Annotated in this window: 10 protein-coding genes and 2 pseudogenes; 2 read left to right on the plus strand and 10 right to left on the minus strand. The window is 46.8% G+C overall.

What is annotated here, in order from left to right; genetic code table 11:
• Nucleotides 1-438: 438 nt before the first annotated feature.
• Nucleotides 439-1,341: a DMT family transporter gene (locus AXFE_RS06280; protein WP_052605043.1), complete on the plus strand. Its 903-nt coding sequence runs from the start codon at nucleotides 439-441 to the stop codon at nucleotides 1,339-1,341.
• A 1,000-nt stretch (nucleotides 1,342-2,341) separates the two neighbouring features.
• Here AXFE_RS06280 and AXFE_RS06285 read toward each other — a convergent pair.
• The 10 genes and pseudogenes from AXFE_RS06285 to AXFE_RS06325 all read right to left on the minus strand — a co-directional run bounded on the left by AXFE_RS06285 (nucleotide 2,342) and on the right by AXFE_RS06325 (nucleotide 15,833).
• Nucleotides 2,342-5,602 carry an error-prone DNA polymerase gene (locus AXFE_RS06285; RefSeq protein ID WP_052605044.1) on the minus strand — a complete coding sequence of 1,087 codons (3,261 nt, stop codon included), beginning with the start codon at nucleotides 5,600-5,602 and terminating at the stop codon, nucleotides 2,342-2,344.
• 126 nt (nucleotides 5,603-5,728) lie between these two features.
• Entirely contained in the window at nucleotides 5,729-7,426 is a 1,698-nt protein-coding gene (locus AXFE_RS06290; protein ID WP_052605045.1) for a DNA polymerase Y family protein, read from the minus strand.
• The gene (locus AXFE_RS06295) at nucleotides 7,423-8,043 is read right to left on the minus strand and encodes a hypothetical protein (protein ID WP_052605046.1); all 621 of its coding nucleotides are present in this window, start codon (nucleotides 8,041-8,043) and stop codon (nucleotides 7,423-7,425) included. Before AXFE_RS06295 ends, AXFE_RS06290 begins: the two co-directional genes overlap by 4 nt.
• A 121-nt stretch (nucleotides 8,044-8,164) precedes the next feature.
• Entirely contained in the window at nucleotides 8,165-8,623 is a 459-nt protein-coding gene (locus AXFE_RS06300; protein ID WP_052605047.1) for a peroxiredoxin, read from the minus strand.
• A 497-nt stretch (nucleotides 8,624-9,120) separates the two neighbouring features.
• A complete protein-coding gene (locus tag AXFE_RS20360) occupies nucleotides 9,121-9,339 on the minus strand; it encodes a methyltransferase domain-containing protein (protein ID WP_235347669.1) in 219 nt (72 codons plus the stop codon).
• Between the two features lie 426 nt (nucleotides 9,340-9,765).
• Nucleotides 9,766-10,437 (minus strand): annotated as a pseudogene (locus AXFE_RS21355) (ABC transporter ATP-binding protein); the annotation flags it as partial.
• 216 nt (nucleotides 10,438-10,653) lie between these two features.
• Nucleotides 10,654-13,479, minus strand: a pseudogene (locus tag AXFE_RS06310) (ABC transporter transmembrane domain-containing protein); the annotation flags it as partial.
• The gene (locus AXFE_RS06315) at nucleotides 13,479-13,721 is read right to left on the minus strand and encodes a hypothetical protein (protein ID WP_052605050.1); all 243 of its coding nucleotides are present in this window, start codon (nucleotides 13,719-13,721) and stop codon (nucleotides 13,479-13,481) included. The pseudogene AXFE_RS06310 and the gene AXFE_RS06315, both read right to left, overlap by 1 nt.
• A gap of 73 nt (nucleotides 13,722-13,794) precedes the next feature.
• Nucleotides 13,795-14,757, minus strand: coding sequence for an aldo/keto reductase (locus AXFE_RS06320; protein ID WP_052605051.1), 963 nt, complete (start codon nucleotides 14,755-14,757; stop codon nucleotides 13,795-13,797).
• A 308-nt stretch (nucleotides 14,758-15,065) separates the two neighbouring features.
• Entirely contained in the window at nucleotides 15,066-15,833 is a 768-nt protein-coding gene (locus AXFE_RS06325) for an SDR family NAD(P)-dependent oxidoreductase (protein WP_052605052.1), read from the minus strand.
• A 313-nt stretch (nucleotides 15,834-16,146) separates the two neighbouring features.
• Between AXFE_RS06325 and aceE the strand changes: the two genes are divergently transcribed.
• The gene (gene aceE / locus AXFE_RS06330; protein ID WP_052605053.1) at nucleotides 16,147-18,870 is read left to right on the plus strand and encodes a pyruvate dehydrogenase (acetyl-transferring), homodimeric type; all 2,724 of its coding nucleotides are present in this window, start codon (nucleotides 16,147-16,149) and stop codon (nucleotides 18,868-18,870) included.
• The last annotated feature ends 465 nt before the right edge of the window (nucleotides 18,871-19,335 follow it).

The following is a 19,335-nucleotide window of genomic DNA, read 5'->3' on the forward strand; positions in this document are numbered from 1 at the left end:
CGAGCCATACCCCACCAATAAGCCGTTAGGGAAACGAATAACTAACTAATGACCATATATTTATGCTTCCAACAAATAATGGATTATTTTGTCGCTATAAATGACAGACCACCTCAAGGTAAAACAATAGGCTTTAGTGGAGGTACCACAAGAGATTTTGCCCTGTGGGAATGAGAGCTATTTGACAAATAATGTCAAATGCTTTGAGAGCAGCCAGCAGGATTCCATACGAGCGGGGTCGGCAAATTCCAAAGCTCGCAAAGGCAAACTTTTAATAGTTAATTAAGCACGCCATATCACTCAATTTGGGATAGATCGCCTTAAATCGGGAAGATCATTTGATTCATCGAATCAACCAACTTCCTTCTGAAGCTTGATGGGAGACCCAAAAAGTCAACCCTTTAAAAGCTGCAACACAAAGAATAGGAACCGCCAAAGATGAATGTCAAGCACGCCACCACCAAAAACTCACCAGGTGGAGTTCTCGCAGCATCATATGCAGTCGCTGTATGGGGTTACGGCAACGTTCTAGCAAGAATGATTCCAATCTCCGGACCTCTGTTATCGGTCCTTAGAATGAGCCTTGGAGCCATAATTGCCATCGCAATGGCTTATTCGACCCGCCGAAAACTTACCGTTAGAATCCTAAAGCTGGGCCTCTGGGGAGGTGTGGCATTCGGCCTAAACAGCCTCTTTTTCTTCAGCGCGGTAAAGTACACCTCACCGACCACAGCAACAGTCATCGGCGCGCTGCAGCCTGCCCTCTTGATGACGGTATCTGGAAGACTCTTCGGAGAAAAAGTCACCACCAAAACGATATTCGGTTCCATTGTCGCCATAGCAGCCACAGCACTTGTCGTCTTTGGCGCCCCTAGGTCGGGACACGACTCACTCTTTGGAGACTTCCTTGCCCTATTGGCTCTAGTAACCTATGCACTTTACTTTATATTTTCCAAACAAGCCCGCCTCAAAATAGATACCATTGAATACCAAGCAGGCATGCAAATCTCCGCTGCGTTGGTAGTCCTTCCATTTGGCATCTTTCTGGGCGGTGCCAGCTCAATCACAATACACAGCCTATATTTGGTTGCAATTCTTACGATCATTCCAGGTAGTGGTCACTTCTTCATCAATTGGGCTCACAGCCATTTGGAGCTAACTCTGGCCTCTATTCTTACCCTTAGCACTCCGATTGTGACAATGATATTTGCTTGGATATTACTTGGAGATAAGGTAAATCTCAACCAAATCATCGGCACCGCAATTGCGATAGGCGCATTAGTTTTTGTCGTCGTAGATGGAACTAACCAAAAACCAAAAATAGATACATCTTTGAATTAATGGTCGCTATTACCACTGACAGATTTCGTAGTAATAAATTAGCCAGATAGGTAATCTTATCTGAAATATGAAAATCCTAATATGTCTAATATTTCAGGTGGAAACCATGCCTTAACCCTCAATTGAAAATCAATATCTCTTTCTTTGAAAGTTAAACCAACTAGCACAGAGATCAGCAGCACAAAGATCAATAAAATGAGGCGCTTTCAATGGAGTCAAAGATGACCGTCAAAGGCGCCATCACCTCGCCAATCACTATATCTTGTCCGCCGAAAGTACCAAACACGAATGAGGCGCCGAAGGAAGGTCATAGACCAGATGGATGGTTACAAAGATAGAATAAAAACCTTTGAGAAGTTCGATGTCACCGCCAACCAAAGAGTCGACCTTTTAGCTATTTCGATAGCTCTGAGATAGCTATTAGAGTACTAAAGACCAACACATAAAAGCGATATAGCGCATTTTGTACAATCAAGTCCAGATATTCATACCTACAGTCACCGCTTTCATCGTCTTATAGGTTAGCTATATCTTTTACCAAGTGCCTAGTTCCATCTTCGGTACCGATCAAGTTGATCCTCGATCCATCGTGGCGACCAAAGCACCGAAGTCACTTTATAAAAGCTGAGAATATTTATTCAAGATAAATTTATAATTAATCAATTATCTAAGCTAATGACACACTTTATAATTAAAACGGCTAGCAACTTTTTACTTATAAAGATCGGATCAAATCACTAAACGCTATCTCACATAAAAAGTCACATTAAAATGGTTATTTACCTAGATTAATTATCTAATAAGCAAAACTTAACTTGGATATCAAAGGCATAAGGTACAAAATTAGATTTGAAGTATTTGGCGCTAAAGAGATCTAGCAAAATAATCTATATAAAGATCTATCTCAAAGAACAACAGGAAATAGCTAAAAATAACAAGGCTTGGGATCTTGTTCACGAACTTAAATTAATATCACCATATCCGTTCGACGTCGAAAGAGCTAGTGAAAATCTCTCGACATTGAACCTATGGAGATATCGAGAGGCTCAATATGCTTAGCCACGATATTTACCACTCCGGAATAGCTCTCCAAAACTCCCTCGATGATCAATGCATTCGAAAGCCTAACTATCTGTCTGTGGCTATCCCATATATCCCTTGCCACCACCACATTCATCAATCCAGTCTCATCTTCAAGGCTGATAAAAGTTACCCCGTTAGCCGTTGCCGGTCGCTGACGATGGGTCACGACTCCTGCGACCTTAATTCGATCTCTATTTCTACGCGCCACTAGCTCACTTGCCAAAGAGACACCAAAACCAGACAATCGATCCCGAAAAAATGCCATTGGATGACTAGTTGGTGTCATTCCAAATGCGGCTAAATCCATGTAGCTCCTATCCTTAGAGGTCATCTCCTTTAGTTTTGGAGCCTCGTCTCCAAGTGTCATTCCGGGCAAACCATTCGAGGCACGCCTAGCCAAAGGCTCTGCTATCCAAATCGCCTGCCGCCTCGTCAAGGTAGCTCCAGCCCCACTTGAGGTAAGTCCCTCGAGGGCCCCTGAGCTAGCTAAAGACTCAAGTTGCGCTCTATCAATTGACGTCTTGATCACAAGATCTTCAATATTTAGATATGGTGCATTCGCAACTATTGAAGATGCCATGGCTTTGCCTACCTTGGCTATCTGACCAATTCCTATTCGTAGATTGGGCCCAATCCGACAACGTTCATGGATGTCAGAGATGTAGCCACCTTCGGATTTCGGCCTCTCATTCCCAGAGGCAACAAAAGAGGGGTCCCTCACGACCGATGGCCCTTCCAAGGTGCATTCAACGCTTGAGAAGTTCACATGTGGACCTAGCACTTCAACACCGTGTCTCTTAGCATCTTCTATAAGAGTCTCTCTTGACCAAAAACCCATTGGCTGAGAATTAATAATCGAGGCTGCAAATGCAGCAGTATAGAAGTACTTGAACCAAGCCGAAGCGTAGACCAGATAGGCAAACGACGCCGAATGACTCTCGGGAAACCCAAAGTTGGCAAAGGCCTCCAATTTCGCAAAGATCTCATCTGCCGTCCTCTCGACGATACCATTTCGAGCCATCCCCTCATAAAAGCGAACTTTGAGTTTTTCCATTCGATCTTTAGATCTCTTGGATCCCATAGCCTGGCGCAACTGGTCTGCTTCAGATGGGGTAAATCCGGCCACATCGATTGCCATCTGCATGAGTTGCTCTTGAAATAGAGGTACCCCAAGAGTCTTAGAGAGAGATTTCTCTAACAATGGATGAAGATAGGTAACCTTCTCTAGACCATTTCGTCGGCGGATATAGGGGTGAACCGAACCACCTTGGATGGGTCCTGGCCTTATCAGAGCCACCTCAACAACAAGATCATAAAAGTGTCTTGGTCTCAGTCGAGGTAGCGTTGCCATCTGTGCCCGACTCTCGACTTGAAAGACTCCTACTGTATCCGCCTGTGAGAGCATCTCGTAGACGACATCTTCTTGGGGAATTAGCGCCAAGTCGCACCTTTGCCCGTAGTAACCAAAGACCGTATCCACCATGCGATGAAGGGCCTCTAGCATGCCCAGACCCAAAAGGTCAAACTTGACCAAACCCGCTATAGCGCAATCATCCTTATCCCATTGGAGTACGGTTCTTCCAGGACGACGAGCCCACTCAACCGGGCATACCTCCACAATTGGCCGATCGCAAATCACCATTCCACCGGTATGAATACCCAAATGTCGCGGAGACCGTTCAATCTCAGTGGCGAACTGCGCAACTCTTGGCGGAAGATCTAAAATCGGCTCCCCTTTTGCATCTCTAACAGCCACCATTTCCGCCAAGGACTTATAGCGGTCCACTTGCTTTGACCAAGTGTTGATCACAGAGGTTGGATAGCCAAAAGCCCTCGCCACATCTCGTATGGCTGAACGCGATCTATAGGTAATTACATTGCTAACTTGGGCGGCACGGTCACGACCGTACTTTTCATAGACATACTGAATAACCTCTTCCCGAGCCTCACTTTCAAAGTCAACGTCGATATCTGGAGGGCCATCTCGCTCTGTTGAAAGAAACCTCTCAAATAGCAACCCCAGCGAGACCGGATCAACATTGGTTATTCCAAGGGCATAGCAAACTGCAGAGTTTGCAGCCGACCCCCTGCCTTGGCAGTAGATATTAGAGGATCTAGCGAATTGTACAATATCCCAAACAATCAAAAAATATCCACCAAATCCCAACCTTTCAATTATTTTAAGTTCGTACTCAAGCTGAGCATAGGCCCCCTTGACCCTCTCGTTATCCTTTGGACCATAGCGTTCGGTCGCCCCTTTCATAGTCAGGCTTCTAAGGTAGTACGTCTGAGACTGACCATGGGGAACCAAAGAATTAGGCAGAGCCGGAGCGAGCAGTGAAAGATCAAATGCGCATTCAAGGCCAATCTCATAGGCCCGAGAGACCAGCTCTGGATATCTACGAAAGCGACGAAGTTGATCCCTCGGAGAACGCAAGTGCGCCATCTGATCCACCGGAAGCCATCCGTCAATTCCATCTAGATTCTTGCCAGCCCTAATAGCAGCGGTAACCGAATGCAATTTAGCGTTCTTAGTACTGGCGTAGTGAACGTTATTGCTAGCAACACAATTCAAGTCAAGGTCTGTGGCGATCTTAACAAATTCATCGTTACGGGCTTGATCTAGGGGATCTCCATGATCCCAACACTCGATAACAAACCTATCTCTACCAAAGATTTCAGAGAGCTCTTTGGCAACTCTTCGAGCAGCCTGGGGACCATTTTCAATCAAAGCGGACGACAAGCCACCCTTGCGACATCCACTAAGTATGACCCAATCCGTATAGTCACAACGAGACAGGTCATCAAGAGAAAGATCAAAGACCCCCTTATTTGAATCTTTTAAATGACCTTTGGAAATCACGCGAGAAAGGCTCGCATAGCCACTGGGGTTTTTAGCCAAGATAACTAGATGTTCACCTTGAGGATCTTCAATATTGTCTCTTGGCTTTGTGGAGTTTATGGTCAACTCAGCCCCAAAAACCGTCTTGAGAGAGGTCCCTCGTGCAGCTCCTGCAAAAGCCACGACGCCATAGAGGCCATTGTGATCAGTTATGGCACAGATCGGAAGTTCCGCATCTATCGCTCGTTCAACTATCTCACTTGGACTTGAAACACCATCCAAAAAACTGAAATTAGAGTGGCAGTGAAGCTCGGCGTATTTTGGGTTATCGTTCACAACTAATATTGTAATCGAACATCTGTTCGATTACAATATTAGTTGTGAACCCGAACGACCAAGGGTCTCTGGGGCAAATACCTCTCGACCTCAAGGGGCCTAAAGAATCGACCAGCCGTAAGATGATCAATCATAGATCGCCTCCAGGTACCATCTAGAGTTTTGAATTATCGCCATCATCGCAACTCCGTCATCAGCCACAACTTGGATTCTTGCTAGCCTTTTAGAGTTTTTGGAGTCCCACCACTTCTCGTTCATCGGCCATGGTCCTATAATCTTTGAGATCTTCTTAGGCCTCTCAAAAAGAGAGTTGATAACTATCTCGTGCGGCTCCGAGGTAAACTCCCCCGATCCGCTAACGCTTACCTTTAGGCCATCAACTCCTAATATCTCCATTGGAACCACAGGATCAAAGACCAAAGATGGTTCAGGACCTGGGACCTGGCCCGGCCAAGGAGAAGAGCTAATCCTCGATGAATCTTGAGGTTCTTCAAAGAGTTGCAACTGCCACTCAATCAACTTAAACTTATCTCTCGGAGATCTTCCCGAATTGCTCTTCGGAACGGTAATCGAGCCGTCTCCAAGGCGCGCCTTGGCCCTTTCAATCGCCCTCAAGACCTGCTCTTTGGGGTGAAAGGCGCAGGAATAGAGATCCAGCTGTACCGAGGGGTTCGAGGTGACATCTAGGACCTCAACCTCACAATAGACCACCCCTGAACTTGGTGGCTCTCGATTGGTCTTTGAATTAGGCGTAGTCCACGAGTCAAGTTGCCATCGGGACCAACTCAAAAGAAACTGAGTAGATATAGGAATCCCACTGGTCCACACCCTAGAGAAAGTCTCGGCCGACTCCGTCTCAAAGACCACTCTCACCCTTAGCGGATAGAGTCCTCTGTCGTAAAGGGAGGAAAAAAGAAGATCCACATTTGATCTCATGGAAAAGATAATTGTCTCAGCCAAATAGCCCGGAGGATCAAATTCGACTCTAACAGAGTGGCTGGCCTTCACATCCCTCTTTTGAATCCCACTGCCATCTATCCCATTTCCCAGCTCGAACAGTCGTCTACCCATCGAACCAAATCGTTCGATAAGCAAATTGCGAGGAAGCTCCAGTAGATCGGAGACCTTATCGATGCCAGAGGATCTCATAGTTTCAAAGTCGTGTCCTTGCCCGAAGACCTCTATAGGGAAACCCGATAGAAACTCCTTGGTGAAACCCACCTTGACCACAACGCCAAAGCCAGAGGCGACCTTAGCGCAAAAGAGGCCATCGGCCACGCCGAACAAAAACCAACTACCATAGTCAGAAGTTGACTCCTCTTCTAAGGTGGAATTTGAGAAAGGTCGATCCGGACTCCGCCTCTTTTTGCTGGGATTCGCATAGACCTCAAAGTCAATCTTTCCCAGCGCCTTTGCGAGCTTTTTCAAGAGAGACGCCTCACCACCAAAATACTTTGCCGGTCCCTTTAGGTTGAAGCCACACAGACCAGGAGAAAAGACCTCGACCTCAGGGCAAAACTCCTCTGCGACATTGATCACTCTTTCAAATTGCGAGAGCTCTAAGTCGTAGTCGGAGTCGATCACCAACAACTCCGAGGATTTTTCCAATGTGGCCTCAATGCGATCTTCAACTCTTATGCCAAGAGCCCGTGCAGCCAATGTAACCGCCACTACCCTTTTGTTGTCAACCACAATCGCCTGTTGATCTTGAGAGATCGAACGTGACAGAAAAGGCCAGTTAGGGACAAAGATGACGAGCATTCGTGGAGTATTTACCTGATCTAACTCTTCGAACAGACTCTGACTGGATCCATAACGCCTCATAGTCCAACGACCAGTTGCATCTTGGAAGCGGACCACTTGTTTGCGCTCACTTCAATCTTCAGCGTTCTAGTTGCAATTGGAGCACTTCCATCGAGTTGCCAACTCGATCCTTTGGCCAATAAGGAAAAGTCACAACTACCCGGCCAGGTCGCCCCTTTTTTTCCAAGGGTAGAAAGATAGATAAGGATCGACTTTGTCTTTCTTGTGCGTTCCGAAAGCTTTCGTGCGCGAGTCGCATCAAGCGGAGAAGATAAAACTACAATATCAAAGCCATCTAACATAATGGCGGCGATCTCAACCGCCTCCGAAGAGGTACACTTCACATTGAGAAGTCTCTTCAAGTCGACGCCATGATCCCTAGCTGCAGCAAAACCAAGATTCGGGCTGCCTACGATAGCAATCCAGTTCCCCATAGAGCTAGGTCTTGCCAGAAGTCCAAATAAGAGTGATGTAATTCCGCTCCCTAATTCACCGCCAAGCACACCAACCGATCCCCGACGCAAAGAAGAGTTAGGTAAGATGTCCCTAAACTTATCCAGAACCTCTATCCGCTGATCGATAGCTAAAGTTGTTGGAGCAACAATTGCCGAAAATTTAGCTAAATCCTGTCTGCCCATAATAAAACTATATCGAACATATGTTCAATATAGTTTGTAAATGGATAGATATCTTTAAAGTTCAGGAATAACTGATCTATAAAAAAGATCGCTCAAAAGTTTTCTGGATCAACCTGCCAACCTACCCGGCTTGTCTGGTCCTAAAGAACTCAAGGGCCTTATCAGCATGAGCATTCATTGCAAACTCAGAGGCAAAGATCTCAAGAACCCTCTGATCTTGACCAATAACGAAGGTGTGCCTCTTGACGGGTATAGGACCAAATCGCCTTTTTACCCCAAATTGCTCAGCTACGACCTGATCGACATCAGATAAAAGCGGGTAATCAAAGTCATGAAGGTTGGAAAACTCCTTTTGTTTGGCAACTTTATCGGCGCTAATCCCAACGCGCTGTGCGCCAGCCCGCTCAAACTCCTCTTTGAGATCGCGAAAATGACAACTCTCGGCGGTGCATCCCTTAGTCATGGCAGCGGGATAAAAAAACAGAACTATTGGACCGCCCTTTAACTTTTCGCTCAAACGAAATAACTGCTCATTCTGGTCGTACAGTTCAAAATCTGCCACCAAGTCGCCAACGTTCATATTTCTACTCCTATAAAGTCACCACAGAGACCTACTAGACAACCATCGCAGCGATAACAAAATTTCGAGAGACCCCAGACGAAAACCAAAATTAGATAACCATCTGACCAAAGAGGCCCCAATAACACCCCAAGTCTCACATATGAGTTGGAGAGCTTTGTATAATGCAGCCTCCCCGTTCTATCTGAAAATTATGCTATCTCTGAAAATATCGATACCAAATTGACTATTAGACCTTCGTCCAGCTAAGGATGTAGCGATAATAAAGCCCTCTTTTGATCTTACAATTCGGTAAAAGATGACCAGCGATCACTTTGATCTCTCGCAGACTCTGACTCGGAACCTTAGTCACCACCTGGATCCCTCGAACTTCCCAGTGAAGTCGACTCATAAGGCGAACGGCCGGAAGAAACAACCCTGATAGCGTCCAATCTCCGATCGACTTATTAGCGCTAAGACCAATCACTATCAATTTGCCCCGGGACGCAAGAGCAGTTTTACCCGTGAAATCGCTCTCTCAAATTCCATGTGATGAAGGCTAGCAACCATTGTGACCAGGTCATAAGAGTCGTACTCGATATCAATTCCATGAAATCACCCTCGATGACTCTCACATTCTCTAACCCATCAATTCGCACACGGGCTCGCATGATCGCCCAAGAATCAGGGTCGATCCCAACTACAGATCGCGAAAGGAAAGATAGTCGTTCAAGCAAAAGGCCCTCCCCACACCGAAACGTCAAGCACGTCCCCATTCAGGCCATGAGCTACCTCAAGAATGAAGACATGGTAGGCGGTGTTGTGGTTCCAGAACTCCATAGCATAAGTGTAAGTGTGTGGCAAGCTCTCACTGCCATGGCAGAATCTAAGCACCACGAGCAAGCGCATTGGGCAAAACCCATATAGATCTGCTTTCTTTCTTCAATCTAGCGATGAGGTCTGAGAGATAATTGCACAAGTGGATTTAACCCGTTTTGGATTATAAACTCTGTACTTAATGCCAAGTAAGGCAAGGCAATTGCAGTCTGGGTCAAAAAATACCACCCGAAATAGTTGATCTATGAATTGCGCGATTGTCTCCTAGTGGCAGTCGCCCGGGCTATTCCGAGCAAAAATTCAAATTGAAACGAAAGATCACCAAATCATGCAATCCTTGAGGTGCTAGAGTCGTTAGATTCACGCCAAAGAGATGCATAAACGGAATCATTACGCAAGAGTTCATCGTGAGAACCCTCCTCAAGAAGTCGACCATCGCCAATTACAAAGATTCGATCAGCAAGAGCAGCGCTCTGAAGTCGATGTGCTATCAAGATACATGTGCGGCCACTTGCAACCACTCCCATTGCTTGTGTCACCTTGCGTTCGCTAGATAGATCCAAATTGGCGGTAGCTTCATCTAAAATCAAGATCTTCGGTCGAGCCAGATATGCACGAGCTAAAGCGATCAGTTGACGCTGTCCACTAGATAACGCTCTACCTCTCTCGCTCACTTCATAGCTATAACCACCTGGAATCTTATCGATAAAAGAATCGGCCCCTACAGCCGTTGCCGCCTCCTTGATCTCCTCGAATGAAGCCTGAGGACGAGCAAATGAAATATTGGATGCAATGGTCCCAGAAAAGAGAAAAGCCTCTTGGGGCACATAACCTAGATGGGATCTAAAGTCATCTAGATCAAGATCTTTAAGCGGTTGGCCATCTATAAGAATTCGCCCATCAGTTGGATCATAAAGCCGGGCGATCAACTTCACAATTGTAGACTTTCCTGCTCCTGTCTCACCGACTAGAGCTACGGTATCGCCACCTTTGATGTGCATTGAGATAGCCTCGATAACGTTTCGATCACTTCCGTCATAGGAGAATCCCACATCCTCAAAGACGATCTCGCCACTATCTATCAGCGGCTTTATCGGCGTCAAAGAGGCCGGTGTCGTTGTTGGCATATTCAAGAGTCGATCGACTTGAACCAGAGATACTCTTGCCTGTTGAAATTGGTCAAAGGTCTGAGAAAGCTGCTGAAGTGGCGCAAAAAGTTGATCGATATATAGGGTAAAAGCAATCACAGCGCCAACCGATATCACCTTTGCGTTGACAAGATTCGATCCATACCATAAAACCGAAGTCGAAGCTAAGTCAGAGAGAAAGAGGACAAACGGAAAGTAGATAGCCACTAAGCGCTGCGCCTTTACCCTAGAGTCACGATACCCTTGCGATACCCGATTGAACTCTTTTGCATTTTGAGCTTCGCGGGAAAAGGCCTGGGTCACCCTAACCCCAGAGATCCCCTCTTGAAGATTGGCATTCACCGCAGCTATCTTCTCTCGTGAAACTCTATAAGCTCTCGTTGAGCGACGTTGAAACCAAACTGTAGCTATGGCAAGCGGAATGAGAACATAGAGGGCAGCCAGGGCCAAACGTGGATCGATAACCAACATAACTATCGAGATTGCCACAAAACTGAATAGGTTCACCAAGGCGCCAGTCAAACCGCTCTGTAGCAAATTCGAAAGAGCAACCACGTCGGTAGTCATGCGAGTCAAGATACGGCCGGACATCTCAGATTCGTAAAAGCTAAGCCCCAAACGTTGCAAATGAGAGAAGATCCGCAACCGCAAGCCATAGAGGATTCGCTCGGTAGTGATATTAGAGAGGATGTTCTGCATGTAGACAGCGCCCCAGTCACAAAGGACCACAAAGACATAGAAGATGGAGACAAGAACGATCATCGACAAAGAGCCACCTACTACGCCCTTGTCGATACCGGTCTTTATTGCATATGGGCCAGCGAGTGAAAGGATCGTATCAGCCAACAAGAAGGCAAAACTGGCTAGTAGTTTCCAGCGAAATGGCGATATAAAACGCCAAAATGCAAAATGATCAACATCTTTGGTCACTAACTCCTCATCGACATCTGGAGTCATCTCCTCGGCCGGAAGGCTGTTTAGAGCTTGCGCCAACCCCGGAGTTAGGCTAAGTGCAGCATCTCTCGGACCACCACCGCCTCCCCTGCCACCCCGTGCAAGACGAAAACCTTGAGACTGAGCTAACGGAGTTGAAGGTGCTTTGGTCGTTGATCCAGATAAGGTAGTAGTTAACTCTTCATCGCCCTCAGAGATCTCATCGCCCTCAGCAGAGATCAGCTTTCTGTAGATCGCAGATCGATCGATCAACTCGCTATGGCTTCCACTATCTTCCACACGCCCGGAATCAAGGACGACTATCCGCTGAGCGAGGCTCAAAGTAGAACGGCGATGGGCAATAACCAAGACCGTTCTCCCCTTGGCAAATTCACGAAGAGCCTGGTTGATCTCAGCCTCAGTTGTCACATCTACCGAAGAGGTGGCGTCATCCAAAATCAAAATATCAGGATCTGTTATGAGTGCTCTAGCAAGAGCAACTCTCTGGCGTTGACCGCCAGAGAGAGTAATTCCATACTCTCCGACCACAGTGTCAAAGCCATTTGAAAGACCCTCGATAAAAGATAGGGCGCCCGCCCGTTCAGCTGCAATTCGAATCTCCTCCAATGTCGCATCGGGATAGCCGAAGGCAATATTTTTAGCGATCGTATCCGAAAATAAGAAACTCTCTTCAAAGACAACTCCTATCTTTTTTCGCAACTGCGCAATTGAGAGCTCTTTTATATCAACGCCGCCAATAGCGATCGAACCGCGATTTAGGTCATAAAAGCGCGGTAGCAATAGCGCCAAAGTGGATTTTCCCGAACCCGAAAGGCCGACAAAAGCTGTTACAGATCCACCCTCTACCTCTAGGGAGAGACCCTTTAGGACTGGATTTCCAGGTTGATATTCAAAGTAGGCATCACTAAAGGCTATCGTTGCCGGAAGAAGAGGCATCTCGCTTGGAAATTCCGCATCCTTGACAAGCGGATTAGCGTCTAAGAGTTCAAAGATTCGCTCTGCACCCGCCTTTGCCTGCTGCGAAAAGGTTACCAGAACCGAAACCTGTCGAATAGGTGCACCGATCTGAACTATATAGGAAAAAAAGACCAAGAAGGTGCCAATTGTCATCTCATGGTGCAGCCCCAGGTAACCACCGACCAACAAAACCAGCGCCTGTATGAGTCCCGGCAACGAAGAGAGCGAAGATTGGAGTCGAGCCTCAATCTTGTCGACTCTGACCGAGGAGCGAAATAGAGCGAGAGCGGCCCGCGATAGCTCTGCCAAGCGCGCCTTCTCGCGTCCAAACCCCTTTACGACTCGAACGCCACTGATCGACTCTTCTACGACAACCGCGACTTCGCCTTCTTTTACTTGAGCGTCATAGACTGCAGGAAAAACCTTTGCGCGGAGTCTATAGGCGACACTTCCAAGCAAGGGGATAGCACAGAACTCTATCAATCCCAATATCGGAGAGAGATAGAACATCACGCCAAGGCTCACAACGAGCATGAACAGATTTCCAAACATCAAAGGCAAAAAAGATAAAAGACCCTGAATTAGCCCGACATCCGAATTGGCTCTAGATACAAGCTGTCCGCTCTGAAGCTGATCGTGACGGGCAAAGTCAAGGCGTTGCAAGTGAGAAAAGATCCTACTTCGAATGTCATGCTGAACGTCAAAGGCGAGTCGGCCCCCAAAATAACGTCGCAGAAACGAGAGGCCAAATGCTCCAAGTGCCAGAATGATAATACCAATAGCAAGACCGGCAGGACTGTACTTATGTACTACCATCGTAGAGTCGATGATCTGACGCTCCAAAAGCGGTATCACAACTTGAATCAACATGCCCAAAACAGAAGTTACGAGGGCTGTAGTCACTGCAAGACGATGAGAAAATACTATTTTCGCAAGTCGTCTCACCCAATTATTTGATTTAATTCTTGTCTCCGGAGGCATTAATTTTTAGGATTAACCGATTGGCCCACCTCGTCAGAGATATAGTTCGAGACGGCCAACCCAGAAAATCCAAGAACTATTGAGACGATACCAAGGGCGATATGTACAAATCTAAATGTGCGAGAATGATCCTTGTCTCTAACCATATTACGCACTAGCCGTGCCCACACATAAAAAGTCCAACCAGCAGTTATACGAAGGCTCAAGATAGCAGCCTTCTTGGATTTTATCAACTTGGGCATATCTGTACACTTCCTAAAATTTCAATTCAAAACAACTGTTTCAAGGCGACACCATGGACTTTAAACCAAAGATCTAAATACCCAGCCGAGTTCTCAAGGTTCGAAGAATCGGCATCATGGCCGATTGCTCATATTGATAAGATCGCTCATTGAGCTCTTCAATCTCACCATTCTCCAAAACGATCTCTCCGGCGCCAACATTTGCCTCTAGCTGAGAGACACTTGAAGCGCCAGGTATCACAACAACATTCGGGTGTGAAATTATCCAAGCCAATGCAATTTGTGCACTGGATGCACCATATTTGGCACCGATCTTCGCCAAGGCAATGAGAAGTGGCTGCATTCGCTCGATTGCATCGATTCCAAAGTGTTTATTTATGCGACGAATATCGCGTGGACGATTATCAAAACTAAATTTCCCCGATAAAATACCTTGCTCTAAGGGAGAATATGCAATCACTAGGTGTTTGGTCGCCTGAGCAAATGGAATAATCTCCTCTTCCGCTCGCCGATGCAAGAGCGAGTAGTGAACTTGATTTGAATATATCGGTCGGCCAAATTTTCTCTCGAGATCTTCCCAGTCATACCTAGAAAAGTTAGATATTCCGAACTTACCCGCTAAATCTCTCGATACCACGCCATCAAGAGCGCGAGATAAAGATGAATTCGAAAATGCTGGATTTCGAAAATGTACCTGATAGAGGTCTATCTTTGACGACTGGAGGCGTTCAGAACTCTTCTTGGCGTGCAGGGCAAAATACTTTTCAGAGGCATAGACCGGCCAAACCTTAGTCGCGACGCAAACGTCCTTGGCTTGTCGTCCTAGAACTCTTCCGATTATTCGCTCAGACTCTCCAAATCCATATAGTTCAGCCGTATCAATTAGGGTGACACCCAATTCAAGCGCGCGCTCTAGTATTGCACGAGCCATCGAGGAGGCGTAATCTGAACCGTAATTCCACTCTCTTGATCCAAATTGCCACGTTCCAAGGCCCACTGCGGAGATCTTTTGATCTCCAAGATCGTAATATTTCACTTAACTAATGCTATTTGAGAATCGAATACACCTAACCAGGAGTTAGGTTGTGGCCAAGCAAAAGAATCCCTCACATAAAAGCAGCGACAAAGACCGCACCTAACCATTCGCCGATAGCACTTCGGGCGCTATCACCGCTCTTAGAAAGGAAATCCCTAGAAGCAACGATTGGCCCTAGGGAAAATCTCACTTCGATAATGTCGAGCTAATCGTTGTCGGTCTAATTCCTTATCGATGGATAGAGACGGAATTAACTCTCATGGATAGTCGAAATATTGATAGTCGAATGACACGACTGCAGTTAAGGCCTATTTGGGTGGCATCCGAAGTGCGCCATCCAAACGAATGACTTCGCCGTTGATGTAGCCATTTCGAACAATCTCCATTACCAAAGATGCAAAGTCTTCTGGCAGACCGAGTCGATGCGGAAAAGGAACTCCAGCGGCCAAAATACCACGAATCTCATCGGGCAGCTGACCAAGTAATGGTGTATCCATTATTCCTGGGGCAATCGTTACTACTCGAATCCCAGCAGCAGCCAAATCTCGTGCAGCAGGCAGCGTCATACCAACGATTCCACCCTTTGATGCGGAGTAGGCAAGCTGACCGATCTGTCCATCGTAAGCCGCTATCGAAGCAGTATTTACGACAAGACCTCGCTCACCATGTTCCATTGGCTCGGACTTTGAGATCGCCTGAGCACCAAGACGCAACAGGTTGAAGGTTCCTATAAGGTTCACTCGCATGATTCTCTCGAAGGTTTCGAGCTTGTGTGGGGACCCATCTTTACCGATAGTACGCTCAGCAGCACCGATTCCGGCACAGTTTACAGCGAGACGCAATGGTGCCTTTGAGGACGCCAATTCTATAGCGCCCAAAACGTCGGTCGGATCGGAGACATCACCTCCAAAATAGTCGGCTCGATCTCCAAAAGTGCCAGCGAATGCCTTAGCACGCTCTTCATCGCGATCCAAGACGGTACAAAAGGCCCCAGCCTCGATTATTCTTCTAACGGCGGCGGCTCCGAGACCGGATGCTCCCCCGCTGACAATTGCAGATGCTCCAGAAATATCCATGGTATAGAATTTAGAGTCAATTTAACGGCTCGACAGCTAATTCGACCAATTCCGTCCCTCAAAGCTCAATTTAGGGCAAAAATGCTTGTTAATTTCAACCGTCATTGTTCACAATTCAAGGACTCCAAACAACGCCATCTCGATCAAGGACCTCCCTCGATGGAAACTATGGATCGAACCAAGGAGTCTGCGGTGATTGAAAACTACTTTGAACTGGTAATACTACAACTATGTCGCCAAATCGAAGGAGACAATTTATCACCTTTAATGCTCAGATGTGACAGAGAGCAAAAAAAGTGCTTAGATTCAGAGTATGATAATCGATGGCTTTTCACACCAAATACCAGATATCGACCCTCAAGAGACCACGGAGTGGGTTGATTCCTTCAATTCTCTCGTTGATGGGAAGGGAAAATCAAGGGCAAGTTATATCCTTCTGAGACTCCTCGAAGCTGCTCGATCGAGTCAAGTAGGGTTTCCAGCAACCGTTTCAACTCCATACATAAATTCGATACCACCCGAACAACAGCCGTGGTTCCCTGGCGACGAGGAGATGGAACGACAGATACGTCGTTACATTCGATGGAACGCCGCAGTTATGGTGACCAGAGCAAACATGAAATCCGATGGCATCGGGGGTCACTTGGCAACCTATGCAAGCTCGGCCACCTTGTATGAAGTTGGTTTCAACCACTTTTTCAAGGGAAAATCAAATGGTGGGCCTGGTGATCAGGTCTTTTTTCAGGGCCATGCATCGCCAGGAATCTATTCACGCGCATTTGTTGAAGGTCGATTGAGCGAGGCACAACTCGACAATTACAGAATGGAGACGGGTGGAAATGGACTTCCTTCGTATCCGCATCCAAGATGTCTACCTGACTTTTGGGAATTTCCAACAGTCTCAATGGGAATCGGGCCGCTAACGGCAATCAACCAAGCGTATTTCAATAGATATCTACAAAATCGCCAGCTCTGTGATACCTCTGAATCTACCGTTTGGGCCTTCGTCGGTGACGGCGAATTTGACGAACCCGAGACCACTGCAGGGCTCTCACTGGCCGGTCGCGAGAAACTTGACAACTTAGTAATGGTCGTCAACTGCAACCTACAACGCCTAGATGGCCCAGTTCGAGGCAATGGAAAGATAATACAAGAGCTCGAAGCCACCTTGCGTGGATCTGGATGGAACGTCATAAAGGTGATCTGGGGAAGTGCATGGGACGAACTGCTAGCAAGAGATATCGACGGTGTTCTGCTCAACAAGATGAATTCAACCTGTGACGGGGAATTTCAAAAACTCGCTACCGAAACTGGTGCATACATACGAGAGCACTTCTTCGGGCCAGATCCTCGACTTAGACGATTGGTTGAGCATTTATCTGACGATGAATTGGTAAAGCTTCCAAGAGGCGGCCACGACTACAAGAAACTCTATGCGGCCTATAAAGCTGCAACCGAACATAGTGGTGCACCAACGGCTATTTTGGCAAAGACGGTCAAAGGATGGACTCTAGGATCAGGAATAGAGGCACGAAACGCAACTCACCAGATCAAAAAGATGTCAAGGGATCAGTTGCTTGCCCTTCGTGAAACCCTAGATTTAGATCTAGAACTTCCAGATTCTGCTTTTGAAACAAAATTACCACCATACATTCGCCCCAAGCCAGGCAGCGATGTCTATGAATACATGATTCAAAAGAGAAGGAGCTTGGGAGGAAACTCGCCATCTCGCACTGTAAAGGCGTCACCGCTTCCCATGCCAGCGCAGGCATGCTTCAAAGAGTTCTATCAAGGCTCAGGACGGGTCTCGGCGTCCACGACGATGGCATTTGCCAAATTGCTAAAAAATCTTGTTCGAGATCCAAGTATAGGCAACCGAGTGGTTCCGATAATTCCAGATGAAGCTCGAACTTTTGGCCTTGAATCGCTCATCAAAGATGTCAAGATCTACGCGTCGCAGGGACAAAGGTATACCCCTGTGGACGCCGGCCTACTACTCTCCTACGAAGAGGGCGTGGACGGGCAAATCCTCGAGGAGGGAATTACCGAGGCTGGCTCAATGGCAACCTTCCAGGTCGCTGGAACCAGCTATTCCACCTTTGGATGCCCCACAATTCCGTTCTACATGTTCTATTCAATGTTTGGATTTCAACGCACTGGCGATCAGATATGGGCTGCGAGCGATGCTAGGTCGCGCGGCTTTCTAATTGGCGGTACCGCAGGGCGTACCACTCTGATGGGTGAAGGACTTCAGCACAACGACGGTCACTCCCTCTTGCTAGCTTCTACCGTTCCTAGCGTTCGGGCGTATGACCCAGCATTCGCCTACGAGATGGCAATCTTGGTAGAACACGGGATAAATGAGATGTATGGGGTGCCTCAAAAAGATGAGATCTATTACATCACCCTCTACAACGAGAACTACCAGATGCCAGCTATGCCAGAAGGCGTGGACTTCGAGGAGGTAAAAGCCGGGATAATAAATGGGATCTATCTATTTAGACAAGCGCCATCGATCGAGAATGAAAATGGAAACCTTAGGGCAACAATTCTCTTCTCGGGAACTGCTTGGCTAGCTGCTGTAGAGGCTCAGAAGATACTAGCAGAGAGATACTCTGTGGCGGCTGACCTATACTCGGTCACCTCGTACAAGAGTCTGCGTGAAGATGCTCTTGAAACCGAGCGTTACAACCGTCTCCACCCCCTCTCCGCCCCTCGTCAATCAACTATCAGTTCCGTTCTCGATGCATCCTCAGGACCCATTCTTGCGGTATCAGATTTCATGAAAGCAGTTCCAGATCAAGTGGGACGATTCCTTGCCAATAGGAACTTTACTCCACTGGGAACAGATGGCTTCGGTAGATCTGATACAAGAGAGAACCTACGCAGATACTTTGAAATAGATGCTCCACAAATCGTAGTGGGAATATTAAATTCCCTCGCGCAGGAGAAGCTGGTCCCAATGACATTGGTGCAAAGTGCTATCGATGAACTTGGAATCGACGCATCCAAAACGGATCCGCTCAGAACCATCTAAATAAGACGACTGATTGTTCATTTATAATCACAAGATACTGCTCTAAGTGGAGATTGACCTCGACTCGGAGCAGTATCTCACTGTGTAATCAATAACTCGCTGATAACGGCAAGATCGATATAAAAGCGCCATCACCTCCTTTTTTCGATCTATCTCTACCTGGTTGCAAAATTAGAACGTCATTCCGAGGACTTCAAAAAGTGACATAGTCCACAAATACCTCAGCTCAAATCTTGGCCGCACTCATAGTCCCACAGGACCAAAATCTACATAATTATTGCCAAGCAGATCTCTTTTTGCCTGTTCATCAAAGTAAAAAAGCTAAATACACACTCACCGTTAGGTCCACGATAACTGGAGGCTCTTCCTATGGAGATAAAGGCGGTTTGGTTATAGTGGCGGCATCTAGTAAAGGAGATCTCAATAATCAAAGTGGCCGAGTATAAGAAGATAATTTTACCAATA

This window comes from Acidithrix ferrooxidans (assembly GCF_000949295.1).
Classification (GTDB): domain Bacteria; phylum Actinomycetota; class Acidimicrobiia; order Acidimicrobiales; family Acidimicrobiaceae; genus Acidithrix; species Acidithrix ferrooxidans.

Excerpts from the sequence above, each read along its gene's own strand:
- AXFE_RS06315 (WP_052605050.1), bottom strand. The coding sequence starts at position 13,721 with ATGCCCAAGTTGATAAAATCCAAGAAGGCTGCTATCTTGAGCCTTCGT.
- AXFE_RS06325 (WP_052605052.1), bottom strand. The coding sequence starts at position 15,833 with ATGGATATTTCTGGAGCATCTGCAATTGTCAGCGGGGGAGCATCCGGT.
- AXFE_RS06295 (WP_052605046.1), bottom strand. The coding sequence starts at position 8,043 with ATGGGCAGACAGGATTTAGCTAAATTTTCGGCAATTGTTGCTCCAACA.
- AXFE_RS06290 (WP_052605045.1), bottom strand. The coding sequence starts at position 7,426 with ATGAGGCGTTATGGATCCAGTCAGAGTCTGTTCGAAGAGTTAGATCAG.
- aceE (WP_052605053.1), top strand. The coding sequence starts at position 16,147 with ATGATAATCGATGGCTTTTCACACCAAATACCAGATATCGACCCTCAA.
- AXFE_RS06280 (WP_052605043.1), top strand. The coding sequence starts at position 439 with ATGAATGTCAAGCACGCCACCACCAAAAACTCACCAGGTGGAGTTCTC.
- AXFE_RS06300 (WP_052605047.1), bottom strand. The coding sequence starts at position 8,623 with ATGAACGTTGGCGACTTGGTGGCAGATTTTGAACTGTACGACCAGAAT.